This is a genomic window from Sorangium sp. So ce321 (genome assembly GCF_051530195.1).
Taxonomy (GTDB): domain Bacteria; phylum Myxococcota_A; class Polyangia; order Polyangiales; family Polyangiaceae; genus Sorangium.
Map to the genome: position 1 here is coordinate 7,954,780 of NZ_CP150329.1, position 20,547 is coordinate 7,975,326.

Sequence of the window (20,547 nt, forward strand, 5' to 3'; positions counted from 1 at the left end):
CAGGCGCTCGTCACTGGGCCATCGTCACCGCGGGCGACGGCAGGCGCGCCTCGCGGTGGGCCTGGTCGACGTTCTGGCGAGACCTCGACTTGCAGAACCGTTACACTACGGGCGACGCGCTTGCGGAACAGCGCGCGGAGGAACGAGCATGAGTCGCGACAGGGGCGAGCGGACATCCGGACCGCGCGGACGCGCGGACGCGGCGTCCGGAGGGGACCACGACTCGGGAGCAGGGAGCACGGCGGCCGGGCATCGCCAGCTTGACGGGACCGCCGAGCCAGGCGGGGTGTCCGTGGACATCGAAAACGACATTGACTACAAGGCGGAGTGCGGGGCGCTGCGCGCGCGCGTCGCGGAGCTGGAGAATGAGCTGGCCAGTTGGCGCGGCGAGCTCGGGCGCGAGAGAGGGCTGGTCAGCGCGGCAGCGGCGTACCTCGACCCTCCGTTCGCGCAGGGCGCCACGCAAGCGCCAGCGCTGATTCACTGGCGCATGGATGGCACCGTGACGCGCTGGAACGACGCCGCCGCGTGCCTCTTCGGCTGGAGCCAGGGCGAGGCCATGGGCCGCCGGCTCTCCGAGCTCGTGGCCGCGGATCCGGTGTCGCCAGAGGAGGTGCAGGCGTTCAACCACGACCCTGGCGAGAGCCTCTTCGCGACGACCACGAGCGCGGGCAGGACGAGAGAGGGAAACGCGATCACCTGCCGGTGGACCTACGCCGTGCTGCGCGATGAGCGAGGCGACGTCCGAGAGATCGCGGCCATCGTGGATGAAGGCGACGATCCGCGGCGGAGAGAGCGCCTGCTGCACGAACGCTATCAGATGCTCCTGCAGCTCGTGGACAACTCGCCGAACGTCATGTTCGTCAAGGACGCGGAGGGGCGCTACCTGTTCCTCAACCGCCATTATGCGCGGGCGCTCGGGCGGCACATCATCGAGTTCCTCGGCAAGGACGAGCATGAGTTCGGCGCCACGCCGCCCGGCGTCGCCGACATGATCGTGGCGAAGGAACGGGAGGTCCTCGCGAGCGGCCGGCCCCTGCGGTACCAGGAGGTGCTGGACTACGGCAGCCAGAACTATTATTTTTACACGGTCAAATACCCGGTTCGCAACGAGCGCGGCGAGCTGGTCGGCGTCGGCGGCGTCGTGAGAGAGGACACCGACCTGAGGCGCGCGGAGGCGGAGCGGGCCGCGCTGCAGGAGCAGATCATCGCCGCGCAGCAGGAGACGCTCCGGGAGCTGTCGACGCCGCTCATCCCGCTCGCCGACGGCGTCCTGGCCATGCCGGTCGTCGGGACGATGGACGGCGCGCGCGCGGCGCAGATCATGGAGACGCTGCTCGTCGGGATCAGCAGCCAGCGCGCCCACACCGCGATCCTGGACATCACCGGCGTGCGCGCTGTCGACGCGATCGTCGCCGACGCGCTGACGCGGACCGCGCGCGCCGCCCAGATGCTCGGCGCGCGCGTGGTGCTCACGGGCATCCGCCCCGAGGTGGCGAGGGCCCTGCTCGAGCTCGGCGCGGACCTCACCGGCATCACCACGCTGGGCACCTTGCAGAGCGGCATCGCCCACGCGCTCCGGCCCGCGGAGCGCTCGCGCGTCGCCCGGTGAAGCGCGCCCTGGCTGCCTCGTCCTCGCTCCCCGACTGCCAGCCTCACTTCTGGCCATAGTACGCGCCCTTGCCGTGCTTCCGGTCGAAGTGCTTGCGCACGAGCGCGTCAGGCAGGCGCGGTGCTCCCGGGTCGATCGTGCGGGTGATGAACGCCGTCCGCGCGATCTCCTCGAGCACCGCCGCATTGTACACCGCCTTCTCGGCGTCCTCTCCCCACGCGAAGGGGCCGCGGCCCGCCACCAGCACCATCGGCGTGCGCAGCGGGCTCCGGCCCCTGAAGCACTCGACGATCTGCTTCCCGGTCTCCGTCTCGTAGTCGCCCTTCACGGCGCACGCGCTCATCAGCTCGGTGCACGGGACGTCCTCGGCCAGGTGATCCGCGTGGGTCGTCCCGTAGATCGGGATCGGCGTGCATGCCTGCGCCCAGCTCGTCGCGTACGTCGAGCGCGTGTGGACGACGCCGCCGATCCCGCGGAGCTTCGCGTACAGGACGATGTGCGTCCGCGTATCCGAGGAGGGGCGGAGGTCGCCCTCGACGACCCTCCCCTCCAGGTCGACGACCACCATGTCGTCGACCGACAGGCGGTCGTACGGGACGCCGCTCGGCTTGATGGCGAGCACGCCTCGGTCGCGATCGAACGCCGAGGCGTTGCCGAACGTGTAGATGGCGAGCCCCCGGCGCGGGATCTCCAGGTTCGCCACAAAGGTGCGCTCTCGCAGCTCTCGGTAGGTCGCGCTCACGCCCCGGCCCTCAGCGCACCAGCCGGCAGGCGCGGGAGCCGTTCACCGACCATCCCAGCTCGACCTGCGCCCCGACGCGGTCCCCGCCGGCGGCCACATCTCTCGTGGTCGCGCCGCCGAAGCGGGCGTTCTCGAGCCGCCGCGGTCTCTCGAAGATCCTGCATGGCGACCCTGCTCATCACGTCAGCTCCTCGTCTCGCGAAGGAAGGTCCCGCTGCGCATGACAGCCCACTCCCGGCAAAGCAGAAGCATGAATGTGAACGCTCACAGGTTCGACGTCAACTCCGATCGGCCCGGCCGCGGCCAGGCGCCGGCGCCGGCGGGTGACGGCTCTTTCCAGAGCGGCGCGCCGCGCGGGGCGGACGTCGGGCCGCGGTCGTGGTCAATCTGGATTACAATCCCGCCCGCCCGCGACTAAGCTCCGGCTCCGATGATAGACAAGCCTCTTCCGGAGCGGCGCGTCAAGCGAGGCGGGCGCCGGGCCGCGGTCATGGCCGACGTGGCCAAGCTCGCCGGCGTCTCGTACCAGACGGTCTCGCGCGTCCTGCACGACAGCCCGCACGTGCATCGCGACACGCGGGAGCGCGTGCTCGACGCGATCCGCCAGCTCGACTACCGCCCGAGCTCCGTGGCGCAGGCGCTCGTCACCGGGCGCTCGCGGACGCTGGGCGTGGTCAGCTTCAACACGACGCACTACGGCCCGGCGTCGACGCTCCACGGGGTCGAGGTGGCGGCGCACGACGCCGGGTACGGCGTCAGCGTCGCCAGCCTGAATTCGCTCAGCCGCGCGCCGGTGGTGGACGCGGTGAAGGGGCTTTGCGATCAGGGCGCCGACGGCATCGTGGTCATCGCCCCGCTGCGGTCGGCGGTGGACGCGCTCCGCCACGTCACCTCCGACGTGCCGGTGGTCGCCGTCGAGGGGGGGCCGGACGATTCGGTCCCGGTGGTCGCCGTCGACCAGCACGGCGGCGCGGCGGCCGCGACCCGCCATCTCCTCGACCTGGGTCACCGGACGGTGTGGCACATCGCCGGTTCGATCGACTCGCTCGAGGCCGACCAGCGCGTCGACGGCTGGCGCTCGACGCTGGAGGCCGCGGGCGCCGAGCCGCCGCCTCTCCTGCGCGGCGACTGGAGCGCACGCTCGGGCTACGAGCTCGCCCCGCAGCTGGCGCGCACGCCAGGCGCCACCGCCGTGTTCGTGGCCAACGACCAGATGGCGCTCGGCCTGCTCCGCTACCTCCACGAGATCGGGCGCGCGGTGCCGCGGGACATCAGCATCGTCGGCTTCGATGACATCCCGGAGGCGGCCTATTTCACGCCTCCGCTCACCACCGTCCGCCAGGACTTCTCGGAGCTGGGGCGCAGGTGCCTCCACCTGCTGCTCGGGCAGATCGAGACCGGCCGCCGCTCCTGCTCACGCATCGTGGTCGAGGCCGAGCTGGTCCTGCGCAAGAGCACCACCGCGGCCTCCGGGAGCCGATGAGCTCGTGAGCGCCTCCGGCGTGGCCCCGCCAGCCTGGTCATCCGTCGGGACCGAGGTCAGCCGCGCGCCCGTCCATTTTCGTTGACACCGGTCATTGTGAACGCTCACAATGGCCTTTCGGGGGTATCCTTTCGCTTTGCGCTGGAGGAGGCCGTCGCGCTTACCCGGGCCGGTCGTCCCCGGGGACCGGGAGCGATCTCCGCTGACACCGCTCGTCCGCCTCGGGCCAGAGAATCCTCGTCAGCCGGTCGATCGGGATTGATCTCGACGATGTGATCGTTCACAACGTCCATGTACCGTACCCTTTTGCTTCGCTCTGGGTGGGTCGTGAGGCGCACCGACACCTTCGTCATCTGATCGACTCTGGTCGATTTTTGCACCCATTCGGTTCGCTCGGTCGGCGCGGAGGCGATCGCTGATGGATGGCGATTGGCGTTTGCCAGGGTCACGCCGGACGCGATGGGCTTCGTAATGCGAGCAGTTGCTCTGAGGCATGGTCGCCAGCTGTGGGAACCCGTGCGTCGTCAACCCCGTGCATCATCGGAGAGCAAGATGAAGAAGCCGTCCTGGCACGAGCTCCGTTCCTCAAGAAAAGTCGCCGCCGTCTGTGCGCTCGCTTTCGTGACCGCGTGCACGGGCGCGCTGGGTGATTCGGTGGATGACGATGGAGGATCCTCCGCCGGAGACGATGGACCGTCGACGGGCTCGGACCCTCCGGCGTTCCAACCCGCGTCCGGGATGCTGCGCCGTTTGACGAGAACGCAATTTCGCAATGCCGTGCGCGACGTGTTCGGCGTGGAAGTCAATGTCAACGAGCTCGACGACGACAGCTGGAATGGAAACTTTGCGGTCATCGGCGCCGCGACCGTCGTGACGTCGGAGCGAGGCGTGGAGCAGTACCACACGGCCATCGAGGACGCCGTGGACGCGGTGTTCGCGGATTCCGCGAAGCGGGACCAGTTCATCGGCTGCACGCCCAGCGGCGCGCAGGACGACGCTTGCGTGCGCGGCTTCCTCGAGGCGCTGGGGCTTCGAGCGTGGCGCCGCCCGCTCGAGACAGCGGAGGTCGACCGGCTCGCGGCCGTCGCCACCAAGGCCGCGACCGAGCTCGAAAGCGCCGTCGAGGGGGCCCGCTGGGCGACGGTGGCGCTCTTCACGTCGCCGAACTTCCTGTACCGCCCGGAGCTCGGAGCCCCGAGCGCCGGTGGGTCGCTTCGCCTGACGGGCTACGAGATGGCATCCCGGCTCGCGTTCCTGGTGTGGAACAGCCTGCCGGATCAAGAGCTGCTCGACCAGGCCGCGGGCGGGGGGCTCGCGACGGTGGAGGGCGTTCGTGCCGCGGCGACGCGGCTGCTCGACGCGCCGGCTGGACGCGAGGCCATCGGCGCCTTCGCCGAAGAGTACATGCGGCTCGATCGGGTCGGCACGCAGGCGAAAGACTCGGGGCTGTTCCCCGAATACGGCCCCGCGCTGCAAGCGGCGATGGTTCGCGACATGCGGGGCACCTGGGAGGTCCTCGCGTTCGACGAACGAACGAGCGCGCTCGACCTGTTCTCGACCACGAAGGTCGTCGTCAACAAGGAGCTCGCCGAGGTCTACGGCATCGACACGACCGGCCTGAGCTCGAGCACCTTCGAGGTTCGCTCGTTGCCGGCGGACGGCCCGCGCGTCGGGCTCCTCGGCAAAGCGGGCTTCCTCTCGCAGTTCGCCAACCAGAAAGAGGGTTCGCCCACGTTGCGCGGCAAGTTCATGCGTGAGGCCCTCCTGTGCACGCCCGTCCTGCCGCCCCCCGGTAACATCGCTCTCGAGCTCCCGGAGCCGCCTGCGGACAAGCCCCTCACGAAGCGTCAGCGGCTCGAGAATCACCGGGTCGCTCCTGCCTGCGCCGGCTGCCACGGGGCCATGGACCCGCTCGGCCTGCCGCTCGAGACGTTCGACGCGATCGGCCGCTACCGCACGACCGACCACGGCCTGCCGATCGACCCGAGCGGCGACTTCAACGGGGAGCCGGTCGCCGACGCGCGCTCGCTCGGCATGACCGTCGGCGCGAGCGACGCTGTCGCTCGATGCCTCGTGCGCAAGTACTACTCGTATGCAGCAGGCCACGAGGAGCGACCCGTGGACGGCAGCGTGCTGAACACGCTGGCCGCTTCGTTCGAGGCGTCGGGGTTCGATCTGCGCGAGCTGGTCCTCGACGTCGTGACGAACGAAGCCTTCTCGGCCGTCGCCCCCCAACCCTGAACGCACGGTACCCCCAATGACGAACAAAGCCTTGAACCGACGAACTGTTCTCCGGGGCATGCTGGCGACGGGTGCCGCCGTCACCATCCCGCTCCCGCTGCTGGAGATCATGCTGAACCAGAGCGGCACGGCGCTCGCTCAGCCGAACACCCCGGTCTCGCCGCTCTACGTCACGTGGTTCTTCGGGAACGGCACGCTGCCGGGTCGCTGGAAGCCGGCGCGCACGGGCTCCGGCTCGGCCTGGGAGCTCAGTCCCCAGCTCCAGCCGCTCGCGGAGCACAAGTCTCATCTCACGGTGATCAGCGGCCTCGAGAACAAGCTCGTGGTATCCGGCTCCGAGCACCCCACGGGGTCGGCCGGGGCCACGACCGGCGCGCCGATGAATGGGAACGCCGTGCGCGCCGCATCCATCGACCAGGTCGTCGCGGACGCCATCTCGGCGGGGGCGCCGTACCGCTCTCTCGAGGTGGGGGTGACGCCGGCGACACCGAACGGCCCTCCGGACTCGCTGCATACGGTCTCGCACAAGGGGCCGAACTCTAGCAACAACCCGGAGTTCGATCCGAGGGCCGTGTTCAATCGGCTGTTCATGGGCGGCACGCCCGCGCCCAACGACGACGGAGCGGACCAGGCGGCGAAGCTCGCGAACGTCCGGAAGAGCGTGCTCGACTCGATCCTGCAAGACGGCGCGAGCCTGCAGCAGCGGCTCGGGGCGGCCGACAAGCAGCGCGTGGAGCAGCACCTCGAGTCGATCCGCGCCATCGAGCTGCGCCTCGCGACGACGACCCCCGGCGGCGGCACGCCGTCCGCGTGCAGCAGCCCGGCCGCCCCCACCGTCGGCAAGGACTCGCAGAGCGAAGCCCCCCCGTCGGTGAACACCGCCATGGTCGAGCTCTCGGCGCTCGCGCTCGCCTGCGAGAGGACCCGCGTGCTCTCGTTCATGTTCTCGCTGCCCGCCGCGCACGTCTACTACCGGCACCTGGCGCAGGACATGAACGACGATTTTCACGACACGATCTGCCACGGGGATGCCGGAGATCAATCGAGTCAGCCTCGCGTCGACAAGGGCGTGATCTACACGATGCGCTGCCTGAGCGAGTTCTTGACGAAGCTCAAGAGCACGCCACACGGCAGCTCGAACCTGCTCGACAACACGCTCGTGTACGTCACGTCCGACACCGCCTGGGGCAAGGTGCACACGAAGGCGGAGTGGCCGGTGCTCCTCGCGGGGAAAGCCGGAGGACGGCTGCGCGGCGACCAGCACAACAACTACCCCAACGAAAACCTGAGCAAAGCGCTCCTGACGGTCGCCCAGATCATGGGCTCGAAGGCGACGGAGATCGGCCTCGACGCGGGGCGGGTCACGTCACCGCTCGCGGGCATCCAGGTGTGAGCGCGGCGTCGCGGCGCCTGGAGAGGCGCTCCGCCCGATAGCGTGGCGGAGCGCGCATGCCGAGCTCCGCGGATCTCCGCTTCGGAGTACGTGATACGGAGGAATGCGATGAGTCTGGTTCGAACGAATTTTTCGCTGTGTGGGTCGGGCGAGCGGAGCGATGCGGAGCTCCGGACGCCGCGCCGCTCCAGGTGGGTCGCGCTGGCGGGGGCTGCCGCGCTGGTGGCGATGCTCAGCGGGTGCTCCGATGAGCCGGGAGGAGCGACGTCGACCAGCTCCGGGTCCGGCGGGGGCGCTGCGTCGAGCGTGAGCAGCGGCGGAGCGACGAGCGGCGGCGTGACCAGCGCGAGCAGCGGAGGCGGGGTCACCACGGGCAGCACGACGGGCTCGGGCGGCGACGGCGGCGGCGCCACCAGCACCGGTGGCGAGGGCGGCGGCGGCGCGGGTGGCGCGGGTGGCGAGGGCGGCGGCGACGCGGGTGGCACGGGTGGCGCGGGTGGCGCGGACGGGTTCAGGCCTTGCCCGACCAACGGGGACCCTTGCAAGATCCTGCCGCTCGGCGACTCCATCACGGACGGGGTCGGCGTGCAGGGCGGTGGCGGTTATCGGATCGAGCTGTTCAAGAAGGCGCGGGCCGCAGGCCAGAACATCACGTTCGTCGGGTCTCTGTTGAACGGGCCGGCGATGGTCGACGGCGTTGCGTTTCCGCGGGCTCATGAAGGGCACAGCGGCTGGAAGATCAATCAGATCGCCGGGCTGGTGCCGACACCAGCGCTCGCGGATCACCCGCACATCGTGCTGCTCCACGCGGGGACCAACGATCTGACCCAGAACGATAACCTCCCCATGGCGCCGCAGCGCGTGGGCGCGCTCCTGGACAAGATCTTCGACTCGTCTCCGGATACGCTCGTGGTCGTGGCGCAGATCATCCCGATCACCTTCGCCGATCCCACCGTGGTGACATACAACAACGCGCTCGCGGACATCGTGGAAACCCGGGCAGCCGCCGGGAAGCACGTGGTGCTGGTGGACATGCACACCGGCTTCCCGGCAGCGGAGCTCCCGGACAGGATCCACCCGAACGAGGCCGGCTACGCGCGCATGGCGAACACCTGGTACGCGGCGATCGAGGACTTGCTGCCCTGAGGCGACGGCGCCGCCGCAGGTAGGCGCGCGATGGACATCTCGGGAGGGTACCTGACGAACGCCGGCCGCCGTCGTCGATATCGCGCCGGCCGGCGTTCCGCCCTCAGGATGGCTACGTCAGGTTCGTGAGCGGCCCGGTGCAGTACCGCGGGTCGCCGAACGTCGCCCGGGTGTCGCCGAACAGATTCAAGATCGAGACGAGCAGATCGTTGTGCGGGCGGTTCGGGTAACGGAGCCAGCGCCCGGCGCGCAGGCCGCCGCCGCCGCCGGCCAGCAGGAACGGCATGTTCTCCTTCTTGTGACTCGGCGGATCCGAGAGCTCGGACCCGAAGAAGACGACGCTCTCGTCGAGCAGCGAGTGCCCGCCCATGTCGATCTTCTCCATCTCCTCGAGGAGGTAGAGGTGCTGCTTCGAATACCAGTTGCAGATGCGCTCGCACTCGTCCGGCCTGAAGCCGCCGTCGTGCTGGTAGAAGTGGTGGTGCTCGGTCAGGTTGAGCCAGGGGAAGGTGTGCTTCGCCTCGGTGTCGCTCCACTGCAGCGTGCCGACCGCGGTGATGTCGCAGGCGAGCGACATCACCAGCATGTCCATCATCAGCTTGCCGACCTTGGGGATCGCCGCGTCGGTCGAGGTGTCCTTGATCGAACCGGTATCGGAGGAGTTGAGCCCCGTGCGCGGGTTGTAGTCGGAGGTGTCGACCTTCTCCGGCGCCTTGCACGCGCTCGTCTCGACCGGCACGTTGTTGATGCTCATCTCGATCTCGCGGATCTTCGTCAGGTGCTGGTCGATCTTCTGCCTGTCGGCGGCGCCGAGCCGCGCGGAGAGGGCGGAGTAGCGCCCGTCGAGGAAGTCGAGGATCGACTTCTTGCGCGCGAGGCGGCGGGCGGCTTCGTTGCCGGCGGTGGGGTCCAGCGAGCCGAAGAGCTCGGTGAAGATCTCCATCGGATCGAGGCGCGGCGGGATCGGCTTGAACGGCGCGGCGTTCTCGAAATTCGCGGCGTTCATCGGCGACAGCAGGCCGTGGGACTTGCCCGTCGCCCAGCGCACCGCGATCTGGATGCTCGCCTTCGCCTTGATACCGGCGGAGATCTGGGAGGCGATCACCTGATCGATGGACGGCCCGTTCCCGTAACCGCCGTTCGTGGAGCCCTCCTGAGCGCTGCCCGTGAGCCAGGCGATGATCCCGGCCTGGTGCTGCTCACCGCGCGCGCTCTTCATGTCGAGGCCGTCGACGACGAGCAGCCGGTCCTGCACCGGCGCGAGCGGCGACAGGATGGGGCCCAGGGTGAAGCTCGTCTCGCTCCCGGTCGGCCGCCAGCGATCGATCACCGTCCCGCCCGGCGTGTAGACGGCGAGGAAACGCTTGGCGGGGGCGGGGGCCGCGCGCGCCGTGCGCTCGGGGCCCATGATCTCCAGCCAGGGGAGCGCGATGGCGATGGCGCCAGCGCCCCGCAGCACGGCACGTCGGCTCAAACGAAAGTTAGACATGACCATCACTCCTGGTGAGCAACCGAGATGTAGTGGAAAGCATCCGTCTGCGTGAGATCGATCAGGAGCTGCTTCACGTTGTACCCGGACGCCTTGAAGGCGGTCGTTATCTCGTGCTTGGTGCAAGCGTCCTCGGCGCGCAGGGTGAGACCATAGGCGTACTCGGTCCAGCGCGTCGCGAAGCAGCCATGCACCTCTTCGGCCTCGGCGAGCTCCTTCACCAGCTCCGTCGGACCGCTCACCGTCTCCGTCGAGCCCGGGAGCGAGCCGCTCGCGTCGATGGTGACGTCGTTCTCTGTCGTGCGGAACAGCCCGACCGCGTCGTAGTTCTCGAACGTGAAGCCGACCGGATCCATGAGATGGTGGCACCCCCGGCAGACCTCATCCTGGCTGTGCTGGCTGAAGCGCTCGCGCGCCGTCGCGCCGGTGTACGGATCCGGCGGCTTCACCCGCTCCAGGATGTCTCCGGTGGGGAGCGGGATCTTCAGGCACATCAGCTTCTGGAGCACGAACGAGCCGCGGACCACGGGGTTCGTCGTGTTCGAGTGCGTGGTCCCGGCCATCATGCCCGCCTGGGTGAGGAGCCCGAGGCGCTGGGTCGTGTCGAGCTGCACCTGCTGGAACTCGTCGCCTGTCACGCCGGAGACGCCGTAGAACGCCGCGAGAGGCCCGTTCATGAATGTGTACGGGGCCGTCAAGACGGACGCCCAGGTGCCGGTCCCCTCGAAGATCTCGTGCTCGAGGAACCGCTGCGTCTCCTCGCGCATGAGCGCGCCGATCGTCTTGGAGAAGGTCGGGAACGCCTCCGCGTTCCGCTCGAGATCCGCGAGGTTGCTGATGGGGAGCAGGTTGTCGAAGAAGAACCGGATGGTGGTCCGAGCCCGAGGGTGTTCGAGCATGCGCTCGGCTTGCGCGCGCACGCCTTCCTTCGTCGAGAGCTCGCCTGCCTGCGCGGCCATGCGCAGCTCCTCGTCCGGCGCCGTGCCCCAGAACAGGTACGAGAGCCGCGTCGCCATCTCGTCGCCCGTGGGCCGGCGGAGCTCGGGGTGCTCCGGGTCGGATGTGCCCCACTCGATGCGGTAGAGAAAATCTGGCGACTGGAGCAGCGCCTCGATCACGGTCGCGATGCCGACGTCGAACGTCGCATCCGTCCGCCCGACGCTGTACAGCGCGAGGAGCTCGTCCGCCTCGCCGGCGGCGAGCGGCCTTCGGTAAGCGAGCGGCGCGATCCGCTCGACGATGGTGCGCGCGCACGCTTCCTCGCCCTCCGGTCTCACGTTGCTCGCGCAAGGGGCGAGCTTCGCGAGCACCTCCGGGGAGGCGGTCGCGCGCCGAGCGACGCCCTCCGCGACGGTGCTCAGCTGCTCGGCCAGCAGGCTCGAGACCGACAGCGCGTCCGCGTCGTTGCCAAAGCCGTTTCCGACATCCTCGCTCGGCAGCGAAAAGGCCGGCTGGGTCGTGTCGCCGAAGATGTCGCGAACAGTGTTGTTGTACTCGAAGCGCGTCAGCCGCCGCAGCGGCGCTCGCCCGGCGTGCACCAGGCCGTCCTCGCAAGCGAGCGGCTGCGACGTGGGGGGGTTCCCCGTGGTGGGATCGTCCGTGGGGGGATCGTTGGTGCGGGTGTCGCCCAGGTTTCCCGTGCAGCCACTGGCCAGGATCAACGCTATAGAGACAGCTGACCGAGAGCCTGTGAGAGGACGCGCCCGCGCATGATCTGAGGGCCTAGACATGGTTCTCTCTCTTCGCCCGCTGTGGGCACACAAAGTGGAGTGTAGGCGGGACCTGTTGTTTACCCTCGCCCGCGTAGCGGCAGATCATGGGCACTTCGGCCTGAAACTCCCCCGGCTACTTGCCGAGGAACTCCATCAACCACTGCATGGCGGGGCGCGGCTGGCCATCCCTGATGAGGCCCGATTCTCTCACCCACGTCGTGCCATGGATGTAGCCCCAGAGCGTGATGCCTTTGATGTTCTCGTGGTCCCAGAACATCGTGAACTGTTCCTGCATCACCTGCTTCTGTCTCTCGTCGTCCGCGATGTTGAGATCGTATTCGGTGATGTAGACGGGGAGCCCTGTCTCGGAGGTGATCTTGTCGATGAATCCCTTGACGGTGGCGGTCGGCACGTCGGCCGTGGCGTGGGCCTGGCATCCGATGGCGTCGATGGGGGCGCCCGCCGCCTTGACCTTCTTCGCGATGTTGATGATGTTGTTGTTGTCGTTGCCGTATTCGATGGTGTTGTAGTCGTTCAGGATGAGGATGGCCTTCGGGCAGTGCTGGCGCGAGAGCTCGAACGCCTTGACGATCCAGTCGTACCCGCTCGCACCCTCGCCGCCGAGCGCGGCCATCGTCGCAGGCCTCGTGTGGGGCGGAGGCTCGTTCACGACATCGATCATGTCCATGTCGGGGTAGCGGGTGCAGACCTCCCTGATCAGCTCTTCGACCTCTTCCGCCTGCTCGTTCTGCGGCAAACCCTCGATCCAGGCCGGCTGCTGACTGCCCCAGACGAAGGTGTGCCACTTGAACGGGATCTTGTTGTCCTTGGCGAACTTGTAGATGGCGTCCGTCTTCGACCAGTTCATCCTGTCGCGCTGGGGCTCGATCGCGTCCCATTTGCTCTCGTTCTCGGGCGTGATCTGATTCCAGTACTGGAGGAAGTTTGCCTCGATCTGGCCTGATGTCGTGATGTTACCCACGAACCTGAGCGGCTCCGGATCACCGCCGCTGCTCGAGCTGGCGCTGCTGGCGCTGCTGGCGCTGCTCGACGACGAGCTCCCGCCGCCCGAGCCGGAAGAAGCCGAGGCCGAGCCCGTCGCGCCGGAGCCTGCCGTGCCGGAGGCGCTCCCTTCCGTGGTGTCGCCGGAGAGGCTCGGGTCGCCGCCGCAGCCTGCCGTGACACCGATGAACGCAGAGGCGAAAAATGCAGCCAATCCGATCGTGAGCGAGACGCCTCGCGGGTTCAATAAAGCCATGTGGCCTCCTGTCGGAATGGCGAGAAAATGACCATCTTCAGCGACCCGATGCTCCAGAAGGCTCGCAAGGTTCGACGTTCTTCGCGCCGGCGACGCGGTGTGTCGCTCCGCCTCCACCCTGCACTGCTCACCCGGCGCACCGATTCTGGCTCTAATGAACTCTTCGACCGGGAGCCGAATACCATCGATCGGCATCGCTTCCGCCAGGACCGAACGAACGGAACCGGTGCCAAGATCGACCCAATGACGAAGGTCGCGGTGCGCATGACGACCCGTCCAGAGCGAAGCGAAAGGATACCCCTCGTCGCAATGTGAACGATCACATTTTGGGTGTCAACTCCAAATCGGCCGGTCACCCAGGCGTATCCTCGAGTCCGGGGGAGGACTGGCCCGGCCGGGCTTCTCGGGCTCTTCTGGAAGCGCCGCGTCAGGAGGGGCGATCAGCGTGTCGACGGATGGCGCTTCTTGTGCGCGGCGCCTGCGAGCGCAGCTCCGGCGACGCGCGGACAGAGCAGGACTGGGATCGAGGACAGCCGCAAGCGGTCCATCTGGTTTGACCCTGGTTATGTGAGCGTTCACAATTCGCTGCTCGGGCGACGGCTCCCTCGAATGAGACGACGCTGGGCGGAGGAGGAGAGGAGGAGGAGAGTCAGGCAGCGCGGGAGGCGCCGGGGGCAGCGATCACAGCCGGTGGCCAGTCCAGCCGCCGCAGCCGTCGGGACAGCTCAGGCAGCAGCGGCGCAACTGCGCGGCTCCGATCCGTTCGTCGGCTCGATCGAGCGAGGGGTCGGCGACGCGGACGGCGGCGCGCGACGGTCAGGCGGCCCGCCCGCGCCGCTGGCGCTCAGCCCCGCGAGGGCCGCCGCGGCGCCAGGAGCCCGCTGGAGTCCGCCTCGCCCACCACCCCGGCCGCGTGCATCGCACGCAGAGCGGCGACGCTCTCCGGCGTGACGAGCGGACCGCCGGGGCCGTACGAAGGCGCCAGCGGCTTCAGCGGCTCCGGGAGGATCTCGGCGACCAGCGCGCCGACGCGCTCGCGCGACGCCGTATGCCCCTCGCGCTCGGCCGCCTCCCGGAGCGCCCGCGCGAAATCGGCCGCCGTCGGCCAGCGCGCGTCGCGGTCACGCTCGAGCGCCCGCGCGACGGCGGCCGTGACCGCCTGGCCCACGCCCTCGCGCTCGCTCGAGAGCGGCGGGATCTCCCGCTCGAGCACGGCGTGCAGGATCGAGAGCATGCTGCTGCCCATGAACAGGCGCCTGCCCGCCAGCACCTCCCACGCCACCACGCCGAGGGAGAACACGTCCGAGCGCCGGTCCAGCGCCCGCGCGTGCGCCTGCTCCGGCGAGAGGTAGCTCAGCTTCCCCTTCACCGTCCCGGTCTTCGTCCGCGTCGTGCGGCGCAGGGCGTACGCGAGCCCGAGGTCGCAGATGCTCGCCCGCCCGTCGACGCCGACGAGGACGTTCGACGGCGACATGTCCCGGTGGATGACCTGGAGCAGCTCCCCCGAGCTGTCGCGCGCCTCGTGCGCCGCGTGCAGCCCCTCGGCCGACTGCGCGATGAGATCGAGCGCGTCGCCGATCTCGAGCATCTCCGGAGGGCGGGTGAGGTGCTTGAGCGTCACCCCGACGACGAGCTCCATCACGATGTAGGGCGCGCCCCCCTCGTCGAGGCCGTAATCGAGGACCGGCACGAAGTTCGGGCTCACGACGCGCGACGCGATGCCCGCCTCGTCGAAGAGCATGGCCGCATAGCCCGACTCGTACCGCAGATCGGCGCGGATCCGCTTCACCGCGACGAGCGGCTCGCTGCATGGAGCCGCGCCGCCCACCTCGACCGCAGCCGACGAGCCGCCCGCCTCGACCGCTTCCGTCGAACAGCCCGCCTCGGCCGGACCGCCGGCGGCCCCGGCGCCTGCCGCGCGGGCGCGCCGGGCGATGAAGACCTCGGCCATGCCCCCCGTGGCCAGCTGCAACAGCAGCTCGTATGGACCGACAGCGCCCTGCCCAGACGAATCCATGCTCGATACTCTGGGCGGCCAGTTATCACGTCAATGTAAATTCATCAACCTCGCCCATTTTACGCCTTGTCGCGCCTTCCGCGCTTTCCGCGCCTTCTCGCGCTCGCGCCCACTCGTGCCCTTTCGCGATTGCGCCGCCTACGCCGGGCGGCGCGCGGCGCGCGCGCCCGCGCCGCCAGCGCGCTCGGCCTCGACGCTGCGCTCGGCGTGCTCGCCCAGCACCCGCTCGTCGGTCTCGCCCACCGAGCGCAGCCAGCGCGCCGCCGCCCGGTGGCCGGCGGCGCGATCGCCGTCCGTGAGCATCCCGTAGGCGGCGTCGCGCACCAGCGCGTGGCGGAACGTGAGCTCCTCGTGGCCCGGGTAGCGCGACGCGCCGCGCCGGGCGACGAGCTCCTCCGAGAGCAGGCTCTTCAGCCAGCGATCGAGCGACTCGACCGAGGTGCCGGCGCCGAGCAGCTGCCGCACCCCCTCGGTCCAGAAGCTGCCGCCGAACAGGCTCGCCGCCCGCAACGTGCGCCGGGCCTCCGCCGGCAGCGCCTCGATGCGCGCGTGCATCAGGGCCACGACCGTGGGCGGCAGGTCGCTGCGGCCCTCGGCGCGCGCGCGCATGAGCTCCTCCAGGAAGAACGGGTGGCCGTCCGCGTGCTCGACCAGCCGCGCCACCTCGACCGGCGCGAGCTCCTCGCCGAACACGCTGCGGACGAGCCGCTCCGCCGCGCGCGGGCTGAGCGGCCCGAGCTTGATGTGCTGCACCCCGCGCTGCACCCACAGCCCGGGGAACGTCTCCATCACGCTGTGGCGCGCGAAGCCGAGCACGAGCAGCGGGCGATCCGAGAGCGCCTGGAGCGCCTCGTCCAGCACCGCGACCGAGGCGTGGTCGCTCCAGTGCATGTCGTCGAGCACCACCACGACCGGCCCCGCGTCGCACCGCGCGGTGAGCCAGTCGAGCACGGCGCGGCGGGCCTGATCGCCCATCGCGACGGCGTCCCCCCGCGCGGCGTGGAGCTCCGGATCCGGATCGTCGAACGGCGTGCCCGCGATCTCGCCGAGCGACCACGCGACGCGCCGCGCGTCGGCGAGCGGCGCCGGCGCGGCGCGCGCCACGAGCTCGCGGATCTTGCCGCGCCGCGCCTCGATCGCCTCGCCGGGCAGGCACCCGGCGGCCGCGAGGACGATCTCGCCCAGCATGCCGAACGGCGCCCCCGCGCCGAGCGGATCGCCGCGCGCCACGTAGACCGACGCGCGCGCGTCGCCCTCGCGCACCGCGCGCACGACCTCGTTGCGCAGGCGGGTCTTGCCGATGCCCGCCTCGCCGAGCACCAGCGCGGCGCGCGCCACGGGCTCGTCCGCGCTCTGCTCGAAGAGGCCGCGCAGCATCGCGATCTCGCGATCGCGCCCGACGAACGCGGTGACGCGCCCGAGCAGCGTGCCCTCCGGCTCCGAGCCCTCGCGCTCGCCCTTCAGCAGGAACGACGGGCCGTCGCCGCTCACCTCGAAGCGCGGGGCCGCGAGCCCCGCCGTCACCTCGTCGATGCGCACGTCGCCCTCGGCCTCGCGCAGCGCGGCGACGGCGCGGTCGATCACGTCGCCCGCGGGCAGGCGCTCGCCCACCTGCGCCCGGCCGGTGGCGAGCGCGACGGGGCGGCCGGGCAGGCGCGCCTTCATCGCGAGCGCGCACTGCGCGGCGCGCGCGGCGAGGTCGAAGGCGACCATCGTGCCGGAGCCGCCGCGGCCGGAGAACACCTCGTCGGTCTGCGAGGAGAGGATCACCATGCGCGTGCCGCCCGGGAGCCGCACGCGATCGCCGCCGAACGCCTCCGCGATCTCGGCGACGACCCGCTCCACCCCGCGATCGCTCGCCGGCTCGGGGTCCGCGACCCCCACGTCGACGAGGACGACGCTGATGAGCCGCCGCTCGTCGCCCGTCACCGAGGCCGGCGCGCCGTCCCCGCCGTCGCCGGGAGCGCGCGCGAGCAGGGCGCGCGTCTCGGCCAGCGCGGCCGACGCCGCGCGCCCGTCGGCGGGGCGCGCCGCCGGGTCCTTCGCGAGCAGGCGCGCGACGAGCTCGTCGATCGGGGGCGGCACGTCCGGGCGCCGGTCGGCGAGGCGCGGCGCCTCCTCGAGGAGGATGCGGCACATCTCGGCGAGCGGGTCGTCGGCCGCGAACGGGCGCTGCCCCGCGACGCACTCGAAGAGCAGCACGCCGAGCGCGAAGACGTCCGCGCGCGCGTCGACCTCGGCGTCGCCGCGCGCCTGCTCGGGCGCGACGTAGCCGAGCGACCCGACGAGCGAGCTGGCCTCGGTCACGAGCGTGGTCGACGCGGCCGCGCGCGCGACGCCGAAGTCGAGCAGCACGACGCCGTCGACCCTGCCGTCGCGGAGGAGCACGTTGCTCGGCTTCAGGTCGCGGTGCGTGATCCCGAGCGCGTGCACGGCGGCGAGCGCCTCCGCGATCTGGTGCGCGACGAGCAGCGCGTCGGCCACGGGGAGCGCGCCCGCTTCGAGGCGCTCGCCGAGCGTCACCCCGTCGAGCCACTCCATCGCGAGCCACAGGGCGCCGTCGTCGCTCGTGCCGTGCGCGATGTGCTGGACGATGAGCGGGTGCTGCACGGCCTCGAGCAGGCGCGCCTCGCGCCGGAAGCGGGCCGCGAGCTCCGGGGGTGCGACCTTGAGCGCCGCGGGGCGGCCCGTCAGCTGGTCGGTCGCCCGGTAGACCATGCCCATCCCGCCGGAGGCGGCAAGGCGGTGCACCTCGAACCGGCCTGCGACCAGCGTGCCCTCGCGCATGGCGCAAGCTTATCCGAGAGCTCCTGCGACGTCCGCGGTCGGCGCGCTCGGTGGTGACGGTTCGGGGTGATTGTTGTACGCTGTGCGCGCAGACGCCCGGAGAACCGCGTTGCGCGCACAGGACGCCTTCTCGGGTCGGCGGCTCGGCTGATGGAGAGGCACCCCCGATGAACGCCGGACAGCAGGTGACGAGCACGCTCAGGCTAGCGCGCGAGCTCGGGAAGGGGGCGATGGGGAGCGTGTGGGTGGCCGATCACCTCACGCTCGGGACGCAGGTCGCGGTGAAATTCATGTCGCCGGCCTACGCGGAGCAGAGCGGCTTCGTGGAGCGCTTCCGGCGCGAGGCGATGGCGGCCGCGCAGATCAAGAGCCCGCACGTCGCGCAGGTCTTCGATCACGGCGTCACGGCCGACGGCGTGCCGTACATCGTGATGGAGCTGCTCGAGGGCGAGGACCTGAAGCGCCGCATGCAGCGGCTCGGCGCGCTCCCGCCGATCGAGGTCACGGGGATCGTGTCGCAGACGGCGAAGGCGCTCGGGCGGGCCCACCAGCTCGGGATCGTCCACCGCGACATCAAGCCGGACAACATCTTCCTGCTCGACGTGGAGGGGGAGCTGTTCGTGAAGGTGGTCGACTTCGGGGTGGCCAAGCGCGTGCAGGGCGCGCCCCAGGGCGATCTCGGCATGACGTCGACCGGGAGCGTGCTGGGCACGCCGCTCTACATGAGCCCGGAGCAGCTGCTCAGCGCGAAGCACGTCGACCTCCGCGCCGATCTCTGGGGGCTCGCGGTCGTCGCGTACCACGCGCTCACGGGGCAGGTCCCGTTCAGGGGCGAGACGCTCGGCGCGCTGTCGGTGGTGCTCCACACCGGGATCTTCACGCCGCCGAGCGCGCTGCGGCCGGAGCTCTCCCCGGCGATCGACGCCTGGATGAAGCGGGCGCTGGCGCTCGATCCCGCGGCGCGCTTCGCGTCGGCGCGGCAGATGGCGGAGGCGCTGGAGCGCGCGGTCCTCGGGATCTCGCGCACGGCGTTCACGACCGACCCCGCGTCCGGGGGCGATCGAGCCAGCCACGCGGGCGCGGCCTGGAGCGCGTCGCAGCCGGTGCTGTTCGGGGCGCCGACGCCGGTGCCGGCGGCGCCGGGCGCGCTGCTCGCGCAGGGCGCGCCCTCGTCGCCGCCGGGCGCTCCGCTCTCGACCACCGGCACGCCGTCGTCGGCGCCGGGCGCGCGGCTCTCCACCACCGGCACGCCGGGACGGACGCTCGCGGGCATGGCGACGTCGGGGTCGGACAGGTCGCGCCGCTGGGCGCCGGCGCTCCTGGCGGCGGCGCTCGCCCTCGGTGCGCTCGCGTCGGTGGTTGTGTTCCTCGCGACGAGGACCTCGCCGAGCGTGGACGTGACACCTTCATCCGACGACCAGGCGGCCCGGACCTCCGCGTCCGGGGCGGCGCAGCCCACGGTGGCCGCCGCTCAGGGCGCCGCGGCGGCGCCGGCCAGCGCCGCCGCGCCGGCGCCCGTGCCGGTGGAGCCGGCGCAGACGGACGCGGCAGCAGCACCCGCGAGCGCAGCGACGGCAGAGCCCGCAAAGGCGACGGCGCCAGCGGTCCAGGCGAGCTCGCAGGCGACCCAGACGGGCGCGCAAGGGGCGAAGCCGGGGGTGTTTGCGCCCAGGCCGGTCGCTTCCGCTGCGCCGCGCGGCGCGACGGACGGCCGCGGCGGCGTCACGCGCGCCGCACCGAAAGAAGCGGCGCCGGGCCGCGGAACGGCCACGAAGCCGCAGCCGCAGCCGCCCGAGGACACGATCGGCTTCTGAGGCGCGCGCCGCGCCCCCGGGAATCCGGCCGCCCCGGGCACCCGTGAGCGCGAGCACCGCGGCTGGCGTCGAATCGCGTGGCCAAGGCATGCCCCTGGAAACCGCGCGCAGGCGACGCACGCGTGCAAATCCTGGAACAAACCGCGATCCGTTGGCGCAAGTCAGCATCAGAAAGCGAGGCGCATCGGGCTCACTGCGACATCCCGCCTCGCCCGTCCCCGAGCGTCGAGCTGATGAAATCGGTGAGATCGCGTCAGCGCGAGAGAATTCTGAACTGGCACAGGTCATGCGGTATCCGCCGCGGGGGCCCGGAGCGAGGGCGCGCTCAACGCGAAGGAGGTCTCTTCACATGGCGAAGCTCGTAATTGGCCTGGTTCAGACGCGCGATGACGCAGTAGCTGCGGCGGAACGCATCATCGACTGCGGCTACGCGCGACAGGACATCAGCCTGCTGATGACCGACGCGACGCGCCACCGGTGCTTCCGGATCCCGGACGGAACGCCGCCGGCGCACACGTTCGGCGCCGCCATCGCGATGAGCGCAGTGGTCCCCGACCTCGGGTTCGTCGTGGCAGGCCCGCTGGCGGCCATGGTGGCCAGCGCGGTCGGCGCCGGGATCACAGGCGGACTGCGCGAGCTCCTCATCACCGCCGCCGTCCCGAAGCACTGGGCGGAGCGCTACGACGCAGGCGTCAGACAGGGCGGAATCCTGGTGAGTGTGTTCGCCCACAGCGAACGCGACGTCGGCCTGCTCCACCTGATCCTCGACGATCCCGGCAGGTACGCGGTCCGTCCGGCGACCATCGGGCCCCAGGCGTACGACACATTCCTGTGATCGACAGCGCGCAGCAGA

The 20,547-nt window shown here is 70.7% G+C and carries 13 protein-coding genes; 7 read left to right on the plus strand and 6 right to left on the minus strand.

The genetic code is table 11. From position 1 onward, the window contains the following. Nucleotides 1-292 precede the first annotated feature (292 nt). Nucleotides 293-1,612, plus strand: coding sequence for a PAS domain-containing protein (locus WME89_RS29150; RefSeq protein ID WP_438002960.1), 1,320 nt, complete (start codon nucleotides 293-295; stop codon nucleotides 1,610-1,612). A gap of 43 nt (nucleotides 1,613-1,655) precedes the next feature. On the opposite strand, the gene araD is transcribed toward WME89_RS29150, so the two are convergent. Further along, on the minus strand, nucleotides 1,656-2,354 hold the full coding sequence (gene araD / locus WME89_RS29155) for an L-ribulose-5-phosphate 4-epimerase AraD (RefSeq protein WP_438002961.1): 699 nt from the start codon (nucleotides 2,352-2,354) through the stop codon (nucleotides 1,656-1,658). A gap of 430 nt (nucleotides 2,355-2,784) precedes the next feature. Between araD and WME89_RS29160 the strand changes: the two genes are divergently transcribed. The 4 genes from WME89_RS29160 (at nucleotide 2,785) to WME89_RS29175 (ending at nucleotide 8,617) form a co-directional block, all read left to right on the plus strand. Next, entirely contained in the window at nucleotides 2,785-3,837 is a 1,053-nt protein-coding gene (locus WME89_RS29160) for a LacI family DNA-binding transcriptional regulator (RefSeq protein ID WP_438002962.1), read from the plus strand. A 552-nt stretch (nucleotides 3,838-4,389) separates the two neighbouring features. Further along, nucleotides 4,390-6,078 carry a DUF1592 domain-containing protein gene (locus WME89_RS29165; protein WP_438002963.1) on the plus strand — a complete coding sequence of 563 codons (1,689 nt, stop codon included), beginning with the start codon at nucleotides 4,390-4,392 and terminating at the stop codon, nucleotides 6,076-6,078. A 31-nt stretch (nucleotides 6,079-6,109) separates the two neighbouring features. Then, nucleotides 6,110-7,471, plus strand: coding sequence for a DUF1552 domain-containing protein (locus tag WME89_RS29170; RefSeq protein ID WP_438002964.1), 1,362 nt, complete (start codon nucleotides 6,110-6,112; stop codon nucleotides 7,469-7,471). Between the two features lie 108 nt (nucleotides 7,472-7,579). Further along, complete coding sequence (locus tag WME89_RS29175) at nucleotides 7,580-8,617, plus strand: SGNH/GDSL hydrolase family protein (RefSeq protein ID WP_438002965.1); 1,038 nt, start codon at nucleotides 7,580-7,582, stop codon at nucleotides 8,615-8,617. A 112-nt stretch (nucleotides 8,618-8,729) separates the two neighbouring features. On the opposite strand, the gene WME89_RS29180 is transcribed toward WME89_RS29175, so the two are convergent. The 5 genes from WME89_RS29180 to WME89_RS29200 all read right to left on the minus strand — a co-directional run bounded on the left by WME89_RS29180 (nucleotide 8,730) and on the right by WME89_RS29200 (nucleotide 17,880). Continuing rightward, complete coding sequence (locus WME89_RS29180; protein WP_438002966.1) at nucleotides 8,730-10,112, minus strand: DUF1552 domain-containing protein; 1,383 nt, start codon at nucleotides 10,110-10,112, stop codon at nucleotides 8,730-8,732. Then, a complete protein-coding gene (locus WME89_RS29185; RefSeq protein ID WP_438002967.1) occupies nucleotides 10,112-11,767 on the minus strand; it encodes a DUF1592 domain-containing protein in 1,656 nt (551 codons plus the stop codon). The genes WME89_RS29180 and WME89_RS29185 overlap by 1 nt, the downstream gene beginning before the upstream one ends. A 184-nt stretch (nucleotides 11,768-11,951) precedes the next feature. Beyond that, nucleotides 11,952-13,271: an endo-1,4-beta-xylanase gene (locus tag WME89_RS29190; RefSeq protein WP_438002968.1), complete on the minus strand. Its 1,320-nt coding sequence runs from the start codon at nucleotides 13,269-13,271 to the stop codon at nucleotides 11,952-11,954. 649 nt (nucleotides 13,272-13,920) lie between these two features. Further along, nucleotides 13,921-15,093, minus strand: a complete 1,173-nt coding sequence (locus WME89_RS29195; RefSeq protein ID WP_438002969.1) for a serine/threonine-protein kinase — start codon at nucleotides 15,091-15,093, stop codon at nucleotides 13,921-13,923. A 138-nt stretch (nucleotides 15,094-15,231) separates the two neighbouring features. Continuing rightward, nucleotides 15,232-17,880 (minus strand): protein kinase domain-containing protein, encoded by a 2,649-nt coding sequence (locus WME89_RS29200; RefSeq protein WP_438002970.1) that lies wholly within the window; start codon nucleotides 17,878-17,880, stop codon nucleotides 15,232-15,234. 167 nt (nucleotides 17,881-18,047) lie between these two features. On the opposite strand from WME89_RS29200, the gene WME89_RS29205 reads away from it, so the two are divergent. Next, complete coding sequence (locus WME89_RS29205) at nucleotides 18,048-19,694, plus strand: protein kinase domain-containing protein (RefSeq protein ID WP_438002971.1); 1,647 nt, start codon at nucleotides 18,048-18,050, stop codon at nucleotides 19,692-19,694. 349 nt (nucleotides 19,695-20,043) lie between these two features. Beyond that, nucleotides 20,044-20,529, plus strand: a complete 486-nt coding sequence (locus tag WME89_RS29210; RefSeq protein ID WP_438002972.1) for a hypothetical protein — start codon at nucleotides 20,044-20,046, stop codon at nucleotides 20,527-20,529. Nucleotides 20,530-20,547 lie beyond the last annotated feature (18 nt).

Coding starts and splice junctions, on each gene's coding strand:
- WME89_RS29160 (WP_438002962.1), top strand. CDS start 2,785: ATGATAGACAAGCCTCTTCCGGAGCGGCGCGTCAAGCGAGGCGGGCGC.
- WME89_RS29165 (WP_438002963.1), top strand. CDS start 4,390: ATGAAGAAGCCGTCCTGGCACGAGCTCCGTTCCTCAAGAAAAGTCGCC.
- WME89_RS29175 (WP_438002965.1), top strand. CDS start 7,580: ATGAGTCTGGTTCGAACGAATTTTTCGCTGTGTGGGTCGGGCGAGCGG.
- WME89_RS29180 (WP_438002966.1), bottom strand. CDS start 10,112: ATGGTCATGTCTAACTTTCGTTTGAGCCGACGTGCCGTGCTGCGGGGC.
- WME89_RS29190 (WP_438002968.1), bottom strand. CDS start 13,271: ATGCCGATCGATGGTATTCGGCTCCCGGTCGAAGAGTTCATTAGAGCC.
- WME89_RS29195 (WP_438002969.1), bottom strand. CDS start 15,093: ATGGATTCGTCTGGGCAGGGCGCTGTCGGTCCATACGAGCTGCTGTTG.
- WME89_RS29200 (WP_438002970.1), bottom strand. CDS start 17,880: ATGCGCGAGGGCACGCTGGTCGCAGGCCGGTTCGAGGTGCACCGCCTT.
- WME89_RS29205 (WP_438002971.1), top strand. CDS start 18,048: ATGAACGCCGGACAGCAGGTGACGAGCACGCTCAGGCTAGCGCGCGAG.
- WME89_RS29210 (WP_438002972.1), top strand. CDS start 20,044: ATGGCGAAGCTCGTAATTGGCCTGGTTCAGACGCGCGATGACGCAGTA.